This window comes from Pseudomonas sp. Z003-0.4C(8344-21) (assembly GCF_900104975.1).
Taxonomy (GTDB): domain Bacteria; phylum Pseudomonadota; class Gammaproteobacteria; order Pseudomonadales; family Pseudomonadaceae; genus Aquipseudomonas; species Aquipseudomonas granadensis.
In genome coordinates, this window is the sequence record NZ_LT629756.1 from 308,235 (window position 1) to 323,585 (window position 15,351).

The following is a 15,351-nucleotide window of genomic DNA, read 5'->3' on the forward strand; positions in this document are numbered from 1 at the left end:
ACACAAACGCAGGCCAATCAGTTTGGGGTGATATGCAAGTCGATCTGCAGGTTGAGGGCACGCAAGTGGCGGGACTGCCACGGTTCCAGCAGGCAGCCGTACAGGGCCGGCGGCTACGACGTTGGGCGTTGGGTCTTGGCGGGTTGGCAGGGGCGGGCGTGGTGCTGGCGCTGTTTGTCGGGTTGTTCGCGCCACAGTCCTTGTGGCAACCGTTATTGCTCAATCAAAGTGCCGCGTTGCTGGTGTTGGTCGCGGGGTTGCAATCGGCGTGGTGGCTGACGCAATGGCGTGCACGAGCGATCAATCCAACGCCCTTGACTGCGCTTGCAGACGAAGAAGTTTCACCAGCAGATGGCTGGTACGAGCGATCGCTCGATCGCCTGAGCCAGCGCGGTCTGCATCTGCTCGGCCAGATTGGCGCAGCGACGTTGTGGTTATCCGGCTGGGCGTTGCTGACGCTGCTCAGCGTTGAACAAGCGTGGAATCTGACATTGCCGAGCGTGGCGGTGGGCCTGTCTGCCACCGTGGCGGCAGCGCTGGGGTTGCTGTTGGCGTTCGGTTTGCTGGTGTTCGAACGGCAACTGGCTCAGGAGAACCCGGCGCAATGCCCGGAAGCAGGGTCGTTGGCGCAACTGACGCGGGTAACGATCATCACGCTGATATTGAGCGCGCTGTGTTTGTTGTTCGCTGGAGAAAATGCGGTCTGGCCGGTGCGTGTCGCCGTGCTGAGCGGGCTCTTGCCGGGTCTCGTTGCTGTTGAATTCTTGTTGCGTGCGGTGCTTTCGCTGTTCAGCCCACGCCGCGAGCAGCTCGAACCGACGCTGCTGGCGCGCAGTTTCGTCGCCGATATGCTGCGCTGGCCGCCGCAACCCTTGCTCGCTTTGCAGCATGAGTTGCACAACCGATTTGGCATCGATCTGCGGCAGATCTGGGCGTTCAGTTTCATGCGCCGGGCATTGTTTCCGGTGTTGGCCCTGGTGGCGGTGGTGGGTTGGTTGCTTACCGGCATTCATGAAATTCCCTTGCAGGGCCGGGGTATCTACGAACGTTTCGGCAAACCGGTGCAGGTGTTCGGCCCCGGTTTACAGGTGGGGTTGCCTTGGCCGCTGGGGCGCGTGTTGAGCGTTGAAAACGGCGTGGTTCATGAACTGGCGACCAGCGTCGGCGAGAACCCCGCACCGCTGCAAGCCGACCCTGCCGAAGGTCCGGCACCGGCGACAGCCAACCGTTTGTGGGACGCCAGTCACGTCAATGACAAGTCGCAAGTCATCGCCAGCCGTCGCGGTGAGCAGCAAAGCTTCCAGATCGTCAACATGGACGTGCGTTTCGTCTATCGCATCGGCCTGAGCGATCAGGCCGCGTTGGCCGCTACCTATAACAGCGCCGACGTGCCGACGCTGATTCGCAGCACCGCCAGCCGGATTCTGGTGCACGATTTCGCCTCGCGTACGCTGGACGGTTTGCTCGGTGAGGACCGCGTCGACCTGGCCGAGGAAATCGGTCGCGCGGTGCAAAGCGATCTGGATTCACTCAACAGCGGCGTAGAAATTCTCGCCACGGTAGTCGAAGCGATTCATCCGCCGGCCGGTGCAGCCAATGCCTATCACAGCGTGCAAGCCGCACAGATTGGTGCACAGGCGTTGATCGCCCGGGAGCGGGGCGCCGCCGCCGAACAGAGCAACCAGGCGCAGTTGCAGGCCAGCCTCGCGCGCGATCTCGCCACCGCCAACGCGCGGGAAACCAGGGCCGCAGCGCAGGCCGCGGATTCGAAATTCAGCGCCGAACAGAAAGCTTACGCAAATGCCGGTCAGGCCTTTGTGCTTGAGCAATATTTCAGTCAGCTCAGCCAAGGCCTGAGCAAGGCGCGGCTGCTGATCCTTGACCACCGACTGGGCGGCACGACTAACGCGCCGACCATCGATTTGCGCAATTTCACGCTGCCGGCTGACCCGACGCCCGCACGCACCAACGCTCAACCAGGAGTTGCCCATTGAGCCAGTCGCCTACTCACGATTCGCATGACCACAGCGGCCACGATCACGGCCATGACGGGCATCACCAGCATCACGGGCATCACCATCACCACCACGGCGCGCCGCGAGAGGCTGGACCGTTTCCGTGGCGGCGCATGGGCTGGGCAGCGTTGTTGGTCGCGTTTGCGGTTGCAGCGGCGAGCCTTGTGCAAGTGCGCTCCGGCGAAGCCACAGTCATCACACGCTTCGGCAATCCAGCGCGAGTGTTGCTGGATCCCGGCCTGAGCTGGCGCTGGCCGGCACCCTTCGAGGCGGCCATTCCGGTGGATCTGCGTTTGCGTACTACGTCCAGCGGTTTGCAGGATGTCGGTACCCGTGACGGCTTGCGCATCATCGTTCAGGCTTACGTGGCGTGGCAGGTGCAGGGCGACGCGAACAATGTGCAGCGTTTCGTGCGCGCCGTGCAAAACCAGCCGGATGAAGCCGCGCGACAAATTCGCACTTTTGTCGGCTCGGCGCTGGAAACCACTGCCAGCAGCTTTGACTTGGCGAGTCTGGTCAACACCGATGCCAGCCAGGTGCGCATCGCCGATTTCGAGGCGCAGTTGCGCCAACAGATCGATCAGCAGCTACTCGCTACTTACGGCGTGCGCGTCGTGCAAGTCGGCATCGAGCGTTTGACCTTGCCATCCGTCACACTCACCGCCACGGTCGATCGGATGCGTGCGGAGCGTGAAACGATTGCCACCGAACGCACGGCGATCGGTAAACGTGAAGCCGCGCAAATCCGTTCCGCCGCCGAACGCGACGCACGAATCGTACAGGCTGATGCGACGGTGAAAGCCGCCGACATCGAAGCGCAATCCCGCGTCGAAGCAGCGCAGATTTATGGCCGCGCCTACGCCAGTTCACCGCAGCTGTACAACTTGCTGCGCTCGCTCGACACCCTTGGCACGATCGTCACGCCAGAAACCAAACTGATTTTGCGGACCGATGCGGCGCCGTTTCGCGTGTTAGTCGACGGGCCGCCGGCACTCGACAATAAAGCCGGATTACAGCCATGACTGATGACGTTCCACGTGGAACACAAACATTGAACAGTCCATGGATTCAGGCTGGGCGCCTGGCATTTCTTGCCTTGTACGCGGTGACGGTGCTGGCTGCGCTGGCTTGGGTGTTTTCCAATGTGCGGCAGATCGACCCGCAAAATCGCGCGGTGGTCTTGCATTTCGGAGCGCTGGATCGCATTCAGAATGCCGGCCTGCTATTGGCTTGGCCACGGCCGTTCGAACAGGTGATCCTGCTGCCGGCAGCGGATCGGGTGATCGAACGGCGCGTGGAAAACCTGTTGCGCAGCGATGAGGCCCTAAAGGCAGATCGGGTCGCTTCGTTTGCCACGCCGTTGAGCGATGCGCTGGCGGGCTCTGGTTATTTATTGACCGGTGATGCCGGTGTCGTACAGCTGGATGTGCGGGTGTTTTACAAAGTCAGCGACCCGTATGATTTCATTCTGCAAGGCGATCATGTCTTGCCGGCACTGGATCGGCTGGTGACTCGTAGTGCGTTGGCACTGACCGCCGCGCGCGATCTGGACACCATTCTGGTTGCGCGTCCGGAGCTGATCGGTGCGGACAGCCAAGCCGCCGAGCGCCGTGAGCGGTTGCGCGGTGATCTGGTTCGAGCGATCAATCAGCGCCTGGCTGAACTGAAAGCGAGCGGGCAGGGGATTGGTGTCGAAGCGGCGCGGGTCGATGTGCAATCGAGCTTGCCGGAGCCGGCGGTGAGCGCTTTCAATGCGGTCCTGACCGCCAGCCAGCATGCTGACAAAGCCGTTGCCAACGCGCGCACCGAGGCAGAAAAACTCACCCAGACCGCCAACGAACAAGCCGACCGTACGCTGCAGATTGCCCACGCCCAGGCCGGCGAGCGCTTGGCCAAGGCGTCGGCAGATACCGCCACGGTTGCGAGCCTGGCCAAAAGTGCCGACCCGCAGTTGCTCTTGCGTCTGTATCGCGAGCGCATGCCGAAGATTCTCGGCCAGGCCGGTTCGGTGACCACGGTTAACCCGAAAGACGATTCCCGCCTGATCATTCAGGGAGCCAGCCAATGACTGCGACCACCGCCACGCCGAGCCTGTTGTCCTCGGCCGAACAACGCCGCGCCGCACGACAACTGACCCTGGCCATGCTTGCGCTCGGTTTGCTCGGGCTCGGCCTGATCTGGCGTTGGTGGTTGCCGGAGCAAACCGGGGTCAGCCAATTGCTGTTGGGCTTTGCGTCATTGATGGTCGGGGTGTCGGTGATGCGCTCGGCGTGGTACAGCCTGCGCTATCCGAGCCTGCATGGCATTACCGATCAATTGATTGCGCTGGCCATGCTTGGCGCTTGGGCAACAGGCGATCTGCTCACGGCGGCGTTGTTGCCGATCATCATGATCTTCGGCCATGTGCTGGAGGAACGCAGCGTCATTGGTTCGCAGGAAGCGATTCACGCGCTAGGGCAACTGACGCGCAGCCATGCGCGCAAAATCCAGGCGGACGGCTCGGTCATCGAAGTCGACAACGGCACCCTCAAGCCCGGCGATACCGTTGAGGTGCGGGCCGGTGATCGCGTTCCAGCGGATGGTCGGGTTCTCTCCGGTCAGGCCAGTCTCGATACCGCGTCGATCACTGGCGAATCGGTGCCGGTCGAGGCGGGCGTCGGCATGAGCGTGTTTGGTGGCGCGATCAACCTCGACGGATTACTGCGTATCGAGGTGACGCGCACCGGTGACGAGTCGACCTTGGGCAAAGTCATCGCACTGATGCAGAACGCCGAACGCTCGAAACCGCCGATCACTCGACTGCTTGAACGTTACGCTGGCAGCTACATGATCCTGGTATTGCTGCTGGCCGCTGTGACCTGGTTCATCACCAACGATGCACAGGCGATGCTTGCAGTGCTGGTTGCCGCTTGCCCATGCGCACTGGTGTTGTCGGCACCTGCCACAGCGATTGCCGGCGTCGCAGTAGCGGCGCGGCACGGCATATTGATCCGCAGCTCGGCGTTCCTCGAGGAGCTGGCGGATCTGACGTCCTTGGTGGTCGACAAGACCGGAACGCTGACCTACGGCACTTTGCGTCTGCAATCGATCACCGGCGCAGCAGCGGATCATGCGGCGGCGAAGACCTTGGCGGCCAGCCTCGGCGCCGCCAGCAGTCATCCGGTCAGCCGCGCCCTGGCCGGCCTCGTCACTGCGCAAGACTATTTGCCTTTGAGCGATATTCAGGAGCGGCAGGGTCTCGGCGTTGTTGCCATGACCGCGCAGGGCGAAGCGGCACTCGGGCGCCCGGAGCTGTTCGCGCAGTTGGGCATCAGCACCACGCCCGTCCCAGAGCACGATGGGCCGATTGCCGGGCTGGCCTTGAGCGGTGAGTTTCTTGCCTGGCTACTGTTGGCCGACAGCGTGAAACCGGAGGCTCGCTTTGCCCTCAGTGAATTGCGTGAGTTGGGTCTCGGCCGGCAGCTTTTGTTGACCGGCGATCGTCAGAGCGTCGCAAACTCGCTGGCCCAGGAGGTCGGCTTGCACGAGGTCGAAGCGCAGGCCTTGCCCGAAGACAAACTCAATCGCGTGCTCAAGGAAATCGACAGCGGCTTCCGGCCAATGGTGGTTGGCGATGGTATCAACGACTCGCTCGCACTTAAGGCTGGCGTAGTTGGCGTGGCGATGGGCGCGGGCGGCGCGGACATCGCGCTGGCCTCGGCCGATATCGTGTTGATCGGTAGCGACCTGCGCCGGCTCGGTACCTGTGTGCGACTCAGCCGCCAGTGCCGCAAGACCTTGCAGGTCAACGTGATCATCGGATTGGGCTGGACGCTGGCAATCGTCGTCTTTGCAGCATTTGGCTGGCTCGGTGTGGCCGGGGCGATGATCGCTGCGCTGCTGCACAACCTCAGCACCTTGCTGGTGCTCGGTAATGCTGGGCGCTTGCTGCGGTTTCAGGAACCATTGGCGAAAATGGATGATGAGCTTCGAAACGATTTGTAACGAACTGCCGGCGAAGTTAGCAGTCATTGGTAGAGAGGGCGCTCCATTTCAAGCCGTCATCGGCTGGAAGACGTGGGTGCAGGATGGCCTGTTGGAGCGTCTGCGACGATAGCTTCGGCTAATCAATTCGATAGCCTGCTATTTTTCCGCGATGGTCTACCCTCAGATCTGACGTCTGAAACAAGGGGGGAATTTCCATGCTCGCGCAACTTCCACCGGCCTTACAGAACCTGCAGCTTCCGCTTCGCCTGCGACTCTGGGACGGCCATGAATTCAATCTGGGGCCGACGCCCAGCGTCACCATCGTGGTCAAGGACCCACAGATGGTCACCCAGTTCACTCACCCAAGCCTCGATGCGCTGGGAGCGGCGTTCGTTGAGGGTAAACTTGAACTGGAGGGCTCGATCAGCGAGGTCATCCGGGTTTGCGATGAACTGAGCAGCGCGTTGCTCGACGAAGATGAAGGCAGTCAGCCGGTGCGTTCCGTGCACGACAAGGAAACCGACGCCAAGGCCATCTCGTACCATTACGACCTTTCCAATGCCTTCTACCAGCTGTGGCTCGACAGCGACATGGTCTATTCCTGCGCGTATTTCGAGACCGGCAGCGAAACCCTCGAGCAGGCGCAACAGGCCAAATTCCGCCATCTGTGCCGCAAGCTGCGCTTGCAGCCGGGCGAGTATTTGCTGGATGTCGGCTGCGGCTGGGGTGGGCTGGCGCGATTCGCCGCACGGGAGTTCGGCGCCAGGGTCTTCGGCATCACGCTGAGTCAGGAGCAACTGAAGCTGGCACGTGAGCGGGTCAAGGCTGAGGGGCTGGAAGATCAGATAGAACTGCAATTGCTCGACTACCGCGATCTGCCTCAGGACGGGCGCTTCGACAAGGTGGTCAGTGTCGGCATGTTCGAACACGTCGGCCATGCCAATCTCGCCGAATACTGCAAAACCCTGTTTGGCGCGGTGAAGGAGGGTGGCCTGGTGATGAACCACGGCATCACTGCCAAGCATACCGATGGCCGGCCGGTCGGGCGTGGTGCGGGCGACTTCATTGAGAAATACGTTTTCCCTAACGGCGAGTTGCCGCACCTTTCCATGATCTCGGCGCAGATCAGTGAAGCCGGGCTGGAGATTGTCGACGTGGAAAGCCTGCGCCTGCATTACGCGCGTACGCTGGACCATTGGAGCGAGCGACTGGAGGACAACCTCGAAGCCGCTGGCAAACTGGTACCGGAACAGGCGTTGCGTATCTGGCGCCTGTATCTGGCCGGCTGCGCCTATGCGTTTGCCCGTGGCTGGATCAATCTGCACCAGATCCTTGCGGTGAAGGCGCATCCCGACGGCAGCCATGAATTGCCCTGGACCCGCGACGACATTTATAACCCGTGATCGCAGGCGTCTTCACGGGACGCCTTACAGGATCGGTGATATCAGCCGGGCGATCCGCATGCCGACCTGTTGCAGGCGGTGGATTTCCCGGCTCTCTTCCTTGGCGACTTCGTAAGCCTGGGCGAAGTCTGCTTCGAGCATGTGTTCCACGCTGGCGGCAAAGGCACTGTCGACGGTCAGCAGCATGACCTCGAAATTCAAACGGAACGAGCGATTGTCCAGATTGGCGCTGCCGATCGCGCTGATCTCGCTGTCGATCAATACCACTTTCTGATGCAGGAATCCGGGCTCGTAACGGAACACTCGCACCCCGGCGCGCACCGCCTCGAACGCATACAGACTGGAAGCGGCATAGACGATGCGATGGTCTGCGCGCGACGGCAGCAGCAAGCGCACATCGACGCCGCGCAGCACGGCTAGTCGCAGCGCGGCAAATACCGCTTCATCCGGAATGAAATACGGGCTGGTGATCCACACCCGCTCGGTGGCGGCGTGAATCGCCTCGACGAAAAACAACGAACAGGTTTCATAGGCATCGGCCGGGCCGCTGGCGAGCAACTGGCAAAGTACGCCATCGTCCGGATAAGCATCCGGGAGGATCAGCGGCGGCAGGGAGCGTGCCGCCCAGAACCAGTCTTCGGCGAAGGATTCCTGCATGCTCGCGACGACTGGGCCACGGACTTGTACATGGGTATCGCGCCACGGTGCCAGCGGTGGTTTCTCGCCCATGTACTCGTCGCCGACGTTGTGCCCACCGACAAACCCGACGATGCCGTCGACCACGACAATCTTGCGGTGGTTACGAAAGTTGACCTGGAAGCGGTTGAGCCAGCCACTGCGCGTGGCAAATGCTTTCACCGCAACACCGCCGTCGCGCAATGCCTGCACATAGCTATGGGGCAGGGCGTGGCTGCCGATGCGGTCGTAGAGCAAGTGAATCGTCACCCCTTCTGCGGCTTTTTTCAGCAGCAGATCACGCAAGCGTTGCCCCAGGCGGTCGTCGTGGATGATGAAAAACTGCACCAGCACGGCTTCTTTGGCCTGCTCGATCGCACTGAAGATCGCCTCGAACGTCGCCGCACCGTTTATTAATAGCTGCACTTCATTATTGGCCAGGCACGGCATCCGCCCAAGTTTGGGCATCGCACGCAACGAGGCATAAGCGTTGGAAGCACGCGCGGCGAGGGCTTCCTCGACCCACGGGCGCCAGTTCAGCTCGGAGATGGCCACGCGCATCTGTTCGTTGGCTTGGCGCCGCGCCTTGATGTAACCGTCGAAGGTGCTGCGGCCGAAGACCAGATAGGGAATCAGCGTGAGATAGGGAATGAAGATCAGCGACAATGCCCAGGCAATCGAACCCTGCGCAGTGCGCACGGTGAGTACCGCATGTATCGCGGCGATCGATCCGAGGGTGTGAATCAGCGCGATCAGATAACCGAAAATGTGCGGTCCAAAATAATCCATGGGGCAGCCTTGCTCCGGTAGATGCAATGCTTAACAGACCATGTTCAGCGGCGAATGTCGCTATTTAATTGGTCCATGAACCGAAGCAACCGGCCGGCGTCTAACGGCCACAACTGATCAGGAGTTTGTCGATGAACGTTCGTCTGCTGGGTTTGGCGCTGGGCCTGGGTTTGGCATTGCCGGTGGTTGCGCAAGCGCAGATGTTGCAGCCGGGGCTGTGGGAAATGACCTCGAGCAATTTGAAAGTCGACGATCAGGCGATGGATGTGCAATCGATCCTCGGCCAGATTCAAGGCCAGATCACGCCGCAACAGCGCGCCGCGCTGGAGAAGAATGGCATCAACATTGGTGGCAAGGGCATCCGCGCCTGCCTCACGCCGCAGCAAGTAGCGACCAACGATATTCCACTGGCCGATCCACAATCGGGCTGCAAACAGCAGATCACGGAGCGCACCGGCAACCAGTGGAAATTCCGTTTCAGCTGCCCGAAAGCGCAGGGCACCGGGGTCGCGACCTTTCTCAGTGATCGCGAATTCACCACCGTCGCCAACGGCACGTTCAACGCCATCGGGATCAATCAGAAGGGTAGTCTGGAAACCCGCGCGGTGTGGTTGGGTCAGGATTGCGGGACGGTGAAGCCCCGCGCTTGATGCTTCACGTCATGGCTGGCTCAACGCCTTGTACAGCGTGTTGAGGTTGTATTCGAACAGGCCGGTAAAGGTGCTCGCCGGCCCACTCGCGGCGAGCGCGTCCGAGTACAACGTCCCTCCGATATGCGCGCCGCTCTCATCGGCAATCTGTTTGAGCAGGCGCGCGTCCTTGATGTTTTCCATGAACACCGCTTTGACCTTGGCCTGACGGATCTGCGTAATCAGCGCGGCAACTTCGGCGGCTGACGGCTCGCGCTCGGTGGACAAACCTTGGGGCGCGATGAAGTCGATGCCGTAAGCCTGACCGAGATAACCGAACGCATCGTGACTGGTGACGATCTTGCGGTTGCCCGCAGGCAGTGAACCCAGTCTGGTTTTGGCCTCGGCGAGCAGGGCGTAGATCTGCTTCAGATAGGTTTGGCTGTTGCGCTCGTAGTCGGTCTTGTTCGACGGATCAGCCGCAATCAACGCCTTGGTGATGTTGGCGACGTACAGCTCGGCGTTGGCCAGATTGTGCCAGGCGTGTGGATCGGGCACGGTTTCGCCATCCTCATCCAGAGATCGGGGAATCACCCCGCGGCTGGCATTGATCACCGTTGCCTGAGTGGCGGTGCTGCTGACCAGGCGATCCAGCCATGGCTCGAAGCCCAGTCCGTTTTTAATGATCAGTCTGGCTTTGAGCAGGGCTTTGGCATCGTCCGGCGTTGGCTCGTAAGTGTGCGCGTCGGCGTCCGGGCCGACCATGCTGGTGATCTGCACATGGTTGCCGCCAATCTGGTGAACCATGTCGGCGAGGATACTGAAGCTGGTGACCACCGGCATTTTTTCCGCCGCCGACAATGACATCGACAGCAACAAGCTGAACAGCACGAGTAGAGCGCGCATCGGGAAACACCTCATTGGGATGTGAGCAAAGGCGGGCGGCGCAGCAGACCATGGACCGGGCCGACGATCACCGACAACAGATAACCGGCGCCGGCGACCAGCACGATTGCCGGACCGCTGGGCAGCGAGTAATAGAACGACAGCAGCAATCCGAACCACACCGACAGGCAACCGATTGCTGCCGCAACGGCAATCAGCACAGGCAGGCGTCGGCTCCAGAATCGCGAAGCCGCAGCGGGCAGCATCATCAGGCCGACCACCATCAAGGCGCCGATGGCCTGGAAGCCGATGACCAGATTCAGCACCACCAAGGTCAGGAATACACCGTGGGCCAGCGGGCCGAGACGGCTGACGGTTCGCAGGAAAAGTGGATCGAGGGTGTCGAGTACCAGCGGTTTATAGATCAGTACCATGGCGATCAGGCTGCACGCCGAGACCCACAGCATGCCTTGCAAGGTGGGTCCGTCGACGGCCAAGGCTGAACCGAACAGCAGATGCAGAAGGTCCAGGCGCTTTCCGGCGATACCCAGTATCAGCACGCCGCTGGCCAGCGAGATCGGGTAGATCGCGGCGAGGCTGGCGTCCTCGCGCAGGCCGGTGCGCCGAGTAATCCAGGCCGCCAGTCCAGCCATGCCCAGGCCTGCACCGAGGCCGCCGAAGGTCAGTGCCGGCAAACTGAGCCCGGCGAACCAGAAGCCCAGTGCAGCACCGGGCAGGATTCCATGGGCGACCGCATCGCCGATCAGGCTCATACGCCGCAGGATCAAAAACACCCCAAGTGGCGCCGTGCTGCAGGCCAGGACCAAACCGCCGAACAGGGCGCGACGCATGAACATGAATTCGTGAAACGGCTGCCAGAGTTGGCTGACGGCGAGCATCAGGCCACCTGGGTGTGTGGAGTTTGTGCAATCAGCTCCGCGCTCGCCGCCAAGCGGCACTCGCGATGCTTGATCAGCAATGTGCTGGGAATGTGCTGGCGTACCGCAGCGAGGTCATGACACACCACGACGAGTGTCCGGCCTTCGCCGTGCCATGCATGGATATGCTGCCAGAGCAGTTGTTGACCGAGCTCATCGAGTGCCGCGTGGGGTTCATCAAGCAGCAGCACGGGCGCATCGGTCAGGCTTAAACGGGCGAGCAGAGCGCGTTGCAACTCGCCGCCGGACAGCGCCATCAACGGGCGCTGTTCGAGTCCGTGCAAGTGCCAGTTCTCCAGCGCGGCATGCAACCGTTGCGCGCGCAGTTGCGTTGATAACCGGCGCCCCCAGAATCCGGCGGCAACCAGCTCTTGCAGGTTGATCGGAAACTGCCGATCGAGATGCTGCTGTTGCGGAAGAAAGGACAATCCGCTTTGCCGTGGAACACCGAGAGAGACTTTGCCCGCGAGTGGCTTCTGGAGGCCGGCGATGACTTTCAGCAGGCTGCTTTTGCCGCAGCCATTGGCACCGATAATTGCTGTGAGTGAGCCGCGGTCGAGTTGCAGGTTCAGCGGCGATGTCAGCGGTTGGCCTGGGGCTCCCCAGCTCAATGAATGGCAACGAATCATGCCGGCTCCCGCTGCCATTGGCTTTCGGCAACAGCGTCGTGCGCGTGCAGGCTTTCGGCGTGAACAACGCGCAGGTGGAAAGCGCTGACCCCTGGGATGCGGCGCAGCGCCAGATTCAAGCGGCGTGCAGCGTCTTCACAAAACATCAGATTCTGCCCATTGGCGAGGGCGAAGGCTTGCTCGTCGGCGCGCTTCACGGCGGTCTGCACGGCTGTGCCGAGCGCAGCTTCGGCAGCGTTGATGAGTGTATTCAGCGGTAACTCATCGATGGATTCTTCAAGATGAAAATGCAGTTTTGCAGTACTGCGCTGGCTGTGAGGCGTGGCGACGACGCCGCGGGAAGAGCCGAGCCATGCCAGCACATCGGCGTGTTGCAACGCTTGGTTGGCGAAGTCATCGATGAATTGTTGCTGGATCAGTTGTCTGGCTAACGCCGCTGAACAGGGGCAGGTCGAGGAATAGGGCAACTCTAGTTTTAGTTCCACGTGGAACATTTGCTTTTTCAGCGTGGCAGAAATGCACACGGGATAGGCTTTCCAGCCGGCCAAAGGGCTTACCAGCGCGGGGCGTTTCAGCAGTAATTCAGTGTGCAGATTGAGATAAGCGCAGCTGGATAAGCCCTCATGACTGTCGAGAAATTGGCTGAGTACACGACGCAGTAAAGAAGGCGAAAGCTCCTTCTGTTCCAGTGCGTCCAACGCCAGGTACAGGCGCGACATATGTATGCCCCGCGCTTCGCCATCATCAAGGCTCACCCCAGCGTCTGCCTTGGCACTCAGAGGCTTTCCTAGCAGGTGGATCGGCAAAGCGATGCCCTGCATGCCTACCCATTCAAGCGGCACATTTTCGCGCAGCGCCTCTGCGGCAATATCCGGCAGTGTCAGTGAGTTCATGGTTGTAACCGTCGATTTAAACGAATCGGATGTTACAGTATAACAATGCGTACGCCATTGCTTGTTTCATGAATGAATTTTTACCAAGCAAGAAGCGGGAGTGCTTAGCACCCGGTCATTCGGCTACAGGTGAATTTCGCGCTACCTGCGCCAGAACTTGAAAAACGGTTGATCGTGGTCCAGCCCACCCGACGGGTGTAACCCACCCAGGCCTCTCCGTTCGAAGCGATACCTGTGAAAAAGGTGAGCTGACCGAAGCGGCTGTTGGTTTGCGCCCAATAGCGATGCCCGTCTTTTTCAAAGCCGCGTAAATAAAGCGTGTTGCCCACGGTGTTCACGCTGTAGCTGTTGCCAACGGCGTCCGCGCAGGCCAAGAGATTCGCACTGCGCGTACAGGTTGCCGCTGTGCCCGGCTGCGCCAGAATGCTTAAGAGGGGCAGCAGAGCACAGCTCAGCACAACCCCGCGCAGGGCGTTTTTCGTCATGGACCGTTTCAAGCGAGCACCTCAGGGCGAAACAAAAGCTGGTATGTTTTTAGGGTTATAACATAACATAAAAATAACCCGGCCTCAGACCCATGATTTTGCTTTTTCAGATTCCTGCGTTGGCTCAACGCAGCGATGGGACGCATGGCACTGAGGAATTCGCCCATTGCTGGCTCAAAGACAGGATTATCCAATGTCAGAAAAACTGCCCGTAACCGTTCTTTCCGGATTTTTGGGCGCCGGAAAAAGTACGCTTTTGAATTACGTACTACGTAATCGAAGCGGAATGCGCGTAGCCGTCATCGTCAATGATATGAGCGAGATCAACATTGATGGCAGCGAAGTCCAGCGTGATGTCAGCCTTAGTCGCGCTGAAGAAAAAATAATCGAAATGAGCAACGGCTGTATCTGCTGTACGTTACGCGAGGACCTGCTTGAAGAAGTCAGCAAGCTTGCCCGCGAAAACCGCTTCGATTATCTGCTCATCGAGTCCACCGGCATTGCCGAGCCGCTTCCCGTCGCGGAAACCTTCACATTCCGCGACGAAAACGGCCAAAGCCTGAGCGATATTGCCCGTCTCGACACCATGGTGACGGTAGTCGACGGCGTGAATTTCCTCCCCGATTACCAAGCGGCAGAAAGCCTCGCCTCTCGCGGTGAAATCCTGGGGGAGGAAGACGAACGTTCGATCACCGATCTGTTGATCGAACAAATCGAATTCGCCGACGTGCTGTTGATCAGCAAAATCGACCTGATCAGCCAGCCAGAACGTGAAGAACTGATCGCCATCCTCAAGCGCCTGAACGCGCAGGCCGAAATCATTCCGATGGTGATGGGCGAGGTGCCGTTGGAAAAACTCCTGAACACCGGCCGTTTCGACTTTGACAAAGCCGCGCAAGCGCCAGGTTGGCTCAAGGAGCTACGCGGTGAGCACATTCCGGAAGCCGATGAGTACGGCATCGTATCGACGGCATACCGCGCGCGGCGGCCCTTTCACCCGCAACGCTTCTTCGACTTCATCAACCGTCCATGGTTGAACGGCAAACTGCTGCGCTCCAAAGGTTTTTTCTGGCTGGCGAGCAAGCCCACCGACGCCGGGAGCTGGTCGCAGGCCGGTGGCTTGATGCGTCACGGTTTTGCCGGGCGCTGGTGGCGGTTCGTACCGAAAGACCAATGGCCACAGGATCAGGAAAGCAGCGCAGCCATCCTGGAAAACTGGACGCCGAGCGTAGGAGATTGCCGCCAGGAGCTGGTGTTCATCGGCCAGAACATCGATTTTCTACAACTCACTGCTGAATTGGATGCCTGCCTGCTCACTGATGATGAAATGGCGCTCGGTGCCGAGGGCTGGCGAATGCTCGCGGACCCATTTGGTCCTTGGCACGAAGAGGCCGCCTGATGCCTGCACTCCAATCGCCGGGAAACCAAACCCGCCAACAGCATCAAGGCCCGACCCCACAGGCACTGACGCGCATTTTCGAAGACGAGGTGAATCTGGCCGTCTGGCAGCGACAGTTGCCACTGCACATCAGCGAGTTTGCCGATGTGCTGCTGTCGCTCAACCAGCCTTTGGCGCAGTCGCTGTGTCTGGAGTTGCCCGAAGAGGACGCCGAGCCGGATCTCACAGGGCTGGCCGCGGAGTATGGCGACGTGCAGGGTTACGAAAGCTTTACGGCCGATTTGAAATGGTTGGTCAGCGCCTTTGCCTGCTTGCTCGGTGCGCGGCGGATCGGCCTGCGCCTGCGGGCGCTGGACAAAGCCATGTGTCCGCGCTTCCACGTTGATCACGTACCGGTGCGGCTGATCACGACCTACGCCGGCGTCGGCAGCCAATGGCTCGCGGAAGGTGCGATGGATCGCCGTCAACTCGGCCAGGCCGACGCCGAACCCCACGCGGATATTCAGCAACTCAGCAGCGGCGAGGTTGCGTTGTTGAAGGGCGAAAAATGGCATGGCAACGAAGGTTTCGGCTTGATCCACCGCTCGCCGCAACCGTTAGTGGGCGAGCGCCGCTTGATTCTGACCCTCGACTGGCTCGGCTGAT

At 60.5% G+C, this 15,351-nt stretch carries 14 protein-coding genes; 8 read left to right on the forward strand and 6 right to left on the reverse strand.

Annotated features, from left to right (window positions below; all coding sequences use genetic code 11):
- The first annotated feature begins 32 nt into the window (after nt 1-32).
- The 5 genes from hflK (BLU24_RS01370) (at nt 33) to cfaB (ending at nt 7,384) form a co-directional block, all read left to right on the forward strand.
- Nucleotides 33-1,994 (forward strand): protease modulator HflK, encoded by a 1,962-nt coding sequence (hflK, locus tag BLU24_RS01370; protein ID WP_093096628.1) that lies wholly within the window; start codon nt 33-35, stop codon nt 1,992-1,994.
- Entirely contained in the window at nt 1,991-3,037 is a 1,047-nt protein-coding gene (gene hflC / locus BLU24_RS01375; RefSeq protein ID WP_093096632.1) for a protease modulator HflC, read from the forward strand. The genes hflK (BLU24_RS01370) and hflC overlap by 4 nt, the downstream gene beginning before the upstream one ends.
- Nucleotides 3,034-4,083 carry a protease modulator HflK gene (gene hflK / locus BLU24_RS01380; RefSeq protein ID WP_093096637.1) on the forward strand — a complete coding sequence of 350 codons (1,050 nt, stop codon included), beginning with the start codon at nt 3,034-3,036 and terminating at the stop codon, nt 4,081-4,083. The genes hflC and hflK (BLU24_RS01380) overlap by 4 nt, the downstream gene beginning before the upstream one ends.
- Complete coding sequence (locus BLU24_RS01385; RefSeq protein ID WP_093096641.1) at nt 4,080-5,999, forward strand: cation-translocating P-type ATPase; 1,920 nt, start codon at nt 4,080-4,082, stop codon at nt 5,997-5,999. Before hflK (BLU24_RS01380) ends, BLU24_RS01385 begins: the two co-directional genes overlap by 4 nt.
- A gap of 197 nt (nt 6,000-6,196) precedes the next feature.
- Nucleotides 6,197-7,384, forward strand: a complete 1,188-nt coding sequence (gene cfaB, locus BLU24_RS01390; RefSeq protein WP_093096646.1) for a C17 cyclopropane fatty acid synthase CfaB — start codon at nt 6,197-6,199, stop codon at nt 7,382-7,384.
- Between the two features lie 24 nt (nt 7,385-7,408).
- Here cfaB and cls read toward each other — a convergent pair whose 3' ends face one another.
- On the reverse strand, nt 7,409-8,848 hold the full coding sequence (gene cls, locus BLU24_RS01395; protein WP_093096651.1) for a cardiolipin synthase: 1,440 nt from the start codon (nt 8,846-8,848) through the stop codon (nt 7,409-7,411).
- 131 nt (nt 8,849-8,979) lie between these two features.
- On the opposite strand from cls, the gene BLU24_RS01400 reads away from it, so the two are divergent.
- Nucleotides 8,980-9,498, forward strand: coding sequence for a DUF3617 domain-containing protein (locus BLU24_RS01400; protein ID WP_042608032.1), 519 nt, complete (start codon nt 8,980-8,982; stop codon nt 9,496-9,498).
- A 9-nt stretch (nt 9,499-9,507) separates the two neighbouring features.
- On the opposite strand, the gene BLU24_RS01405 is transcribed toward BLU24_RS01400, so the two are convergent.
- The 5 genes from BLU24_RS01405 to BLU24_RS01425 all read right to left on the reverse strand — a co-directional run bounded on the left by BLU24_RS01405 (nt 9,508) and on the right by BLU24_RS01425 (nt 13,307).
- Nucleotides 9,508-10,383 (reverse strand): metal ABC transporter substrate-binding protein, encoded by an 876-nt coding sequence (locus tag BLU24_RS01405; protein WP_093096658.1) that lies wholly within the window; start codon nt 10,381-10,383, stop codon nt 9,508-9,510.
- An 11-nt stretch (nt 10,384-10,394) separates the two neighbouring features.
- Nucleotides 10,395-11,261, reverse strand: coding sequence for a metal ABC transporter permease (locus tag BLU24_RS01410; protein ID WP_093096661.1), 867 nt, complete (start codon nt 11,259-11,261; stop codon nt 10,395-10,397).
- Nucleotides 11,261-11,929 carry a metal ABC transporter ATP-binding protein gene (locus BLU24_RS01415; RefSeq protein ID WP_093096664.1) on the reverse strand — a complete coding sequence of 223 codons (669 nt, stop codon included), beginning with the start codon at nt 11,927-11,929 and terminating at the stop codon, nt 11,261-11,263. The genes BLU24_RS01410 and BLU24_RS01415 overlap by 1 nt, the downstream gene beginning before the upstream one ends.
- Entirely contained in the window at nt 11,926-12,822 is an 897-nt protein-coding gene (folE2, locus tag BLU24_RS01420) for a GTP cyclohydrolase FolE2 (protein WP_093096667.1), read from the reverse strand. The genes BLU24_RS01415 and folE2 overlap by 4 nt, the downstream gene beginning before the upstream one ends.
- Before the next feature lie 104 nt (nt 12,823-12,926).
- A complete protein-coding gene (locus tag BLU24_RS01425; protein ID WP_093096670.1) occupies nt 12,927-13,307 on the reverse strand; it encodes a glutamine synthetase in 381 nt (126 codons plus the stop codon).
- 193 nt (nt 13,308-13,500) lie between these two features.
- Between BLU24_RS01425 and zigA the strand changes: the two genes are divergently transcribed.
- Nucleotides 13,501-14,706 (forward strand): zinc metallochaperone GTPase ZigA, encoded by a 1,206-nt coding sequence (zigA, locus tag BLU24_RS01430; protein ID WP_093096673.1) that lies wholly within the window; start codon nt 13,501-13,503, stop codon nt 14,704-14,706.
- The gene (locus tag BLU24_RS01435; protein ID WP_093096676.1) at nt 14,706-15,350 is read left to right on the forward strand and encodes a DUF1826 domain-containing protein; all 645 of its coding nucleotides are present in this window, start codon (nt 14,706-14,708) and stop codon (nt 15,348-15,350) included. Before zigA ends, BLU24_RS01435 begins: the two co-directional genes overlap by 1 nt.
- Nucleotide 15,351 lies beyond the last annotated feature (1 nt).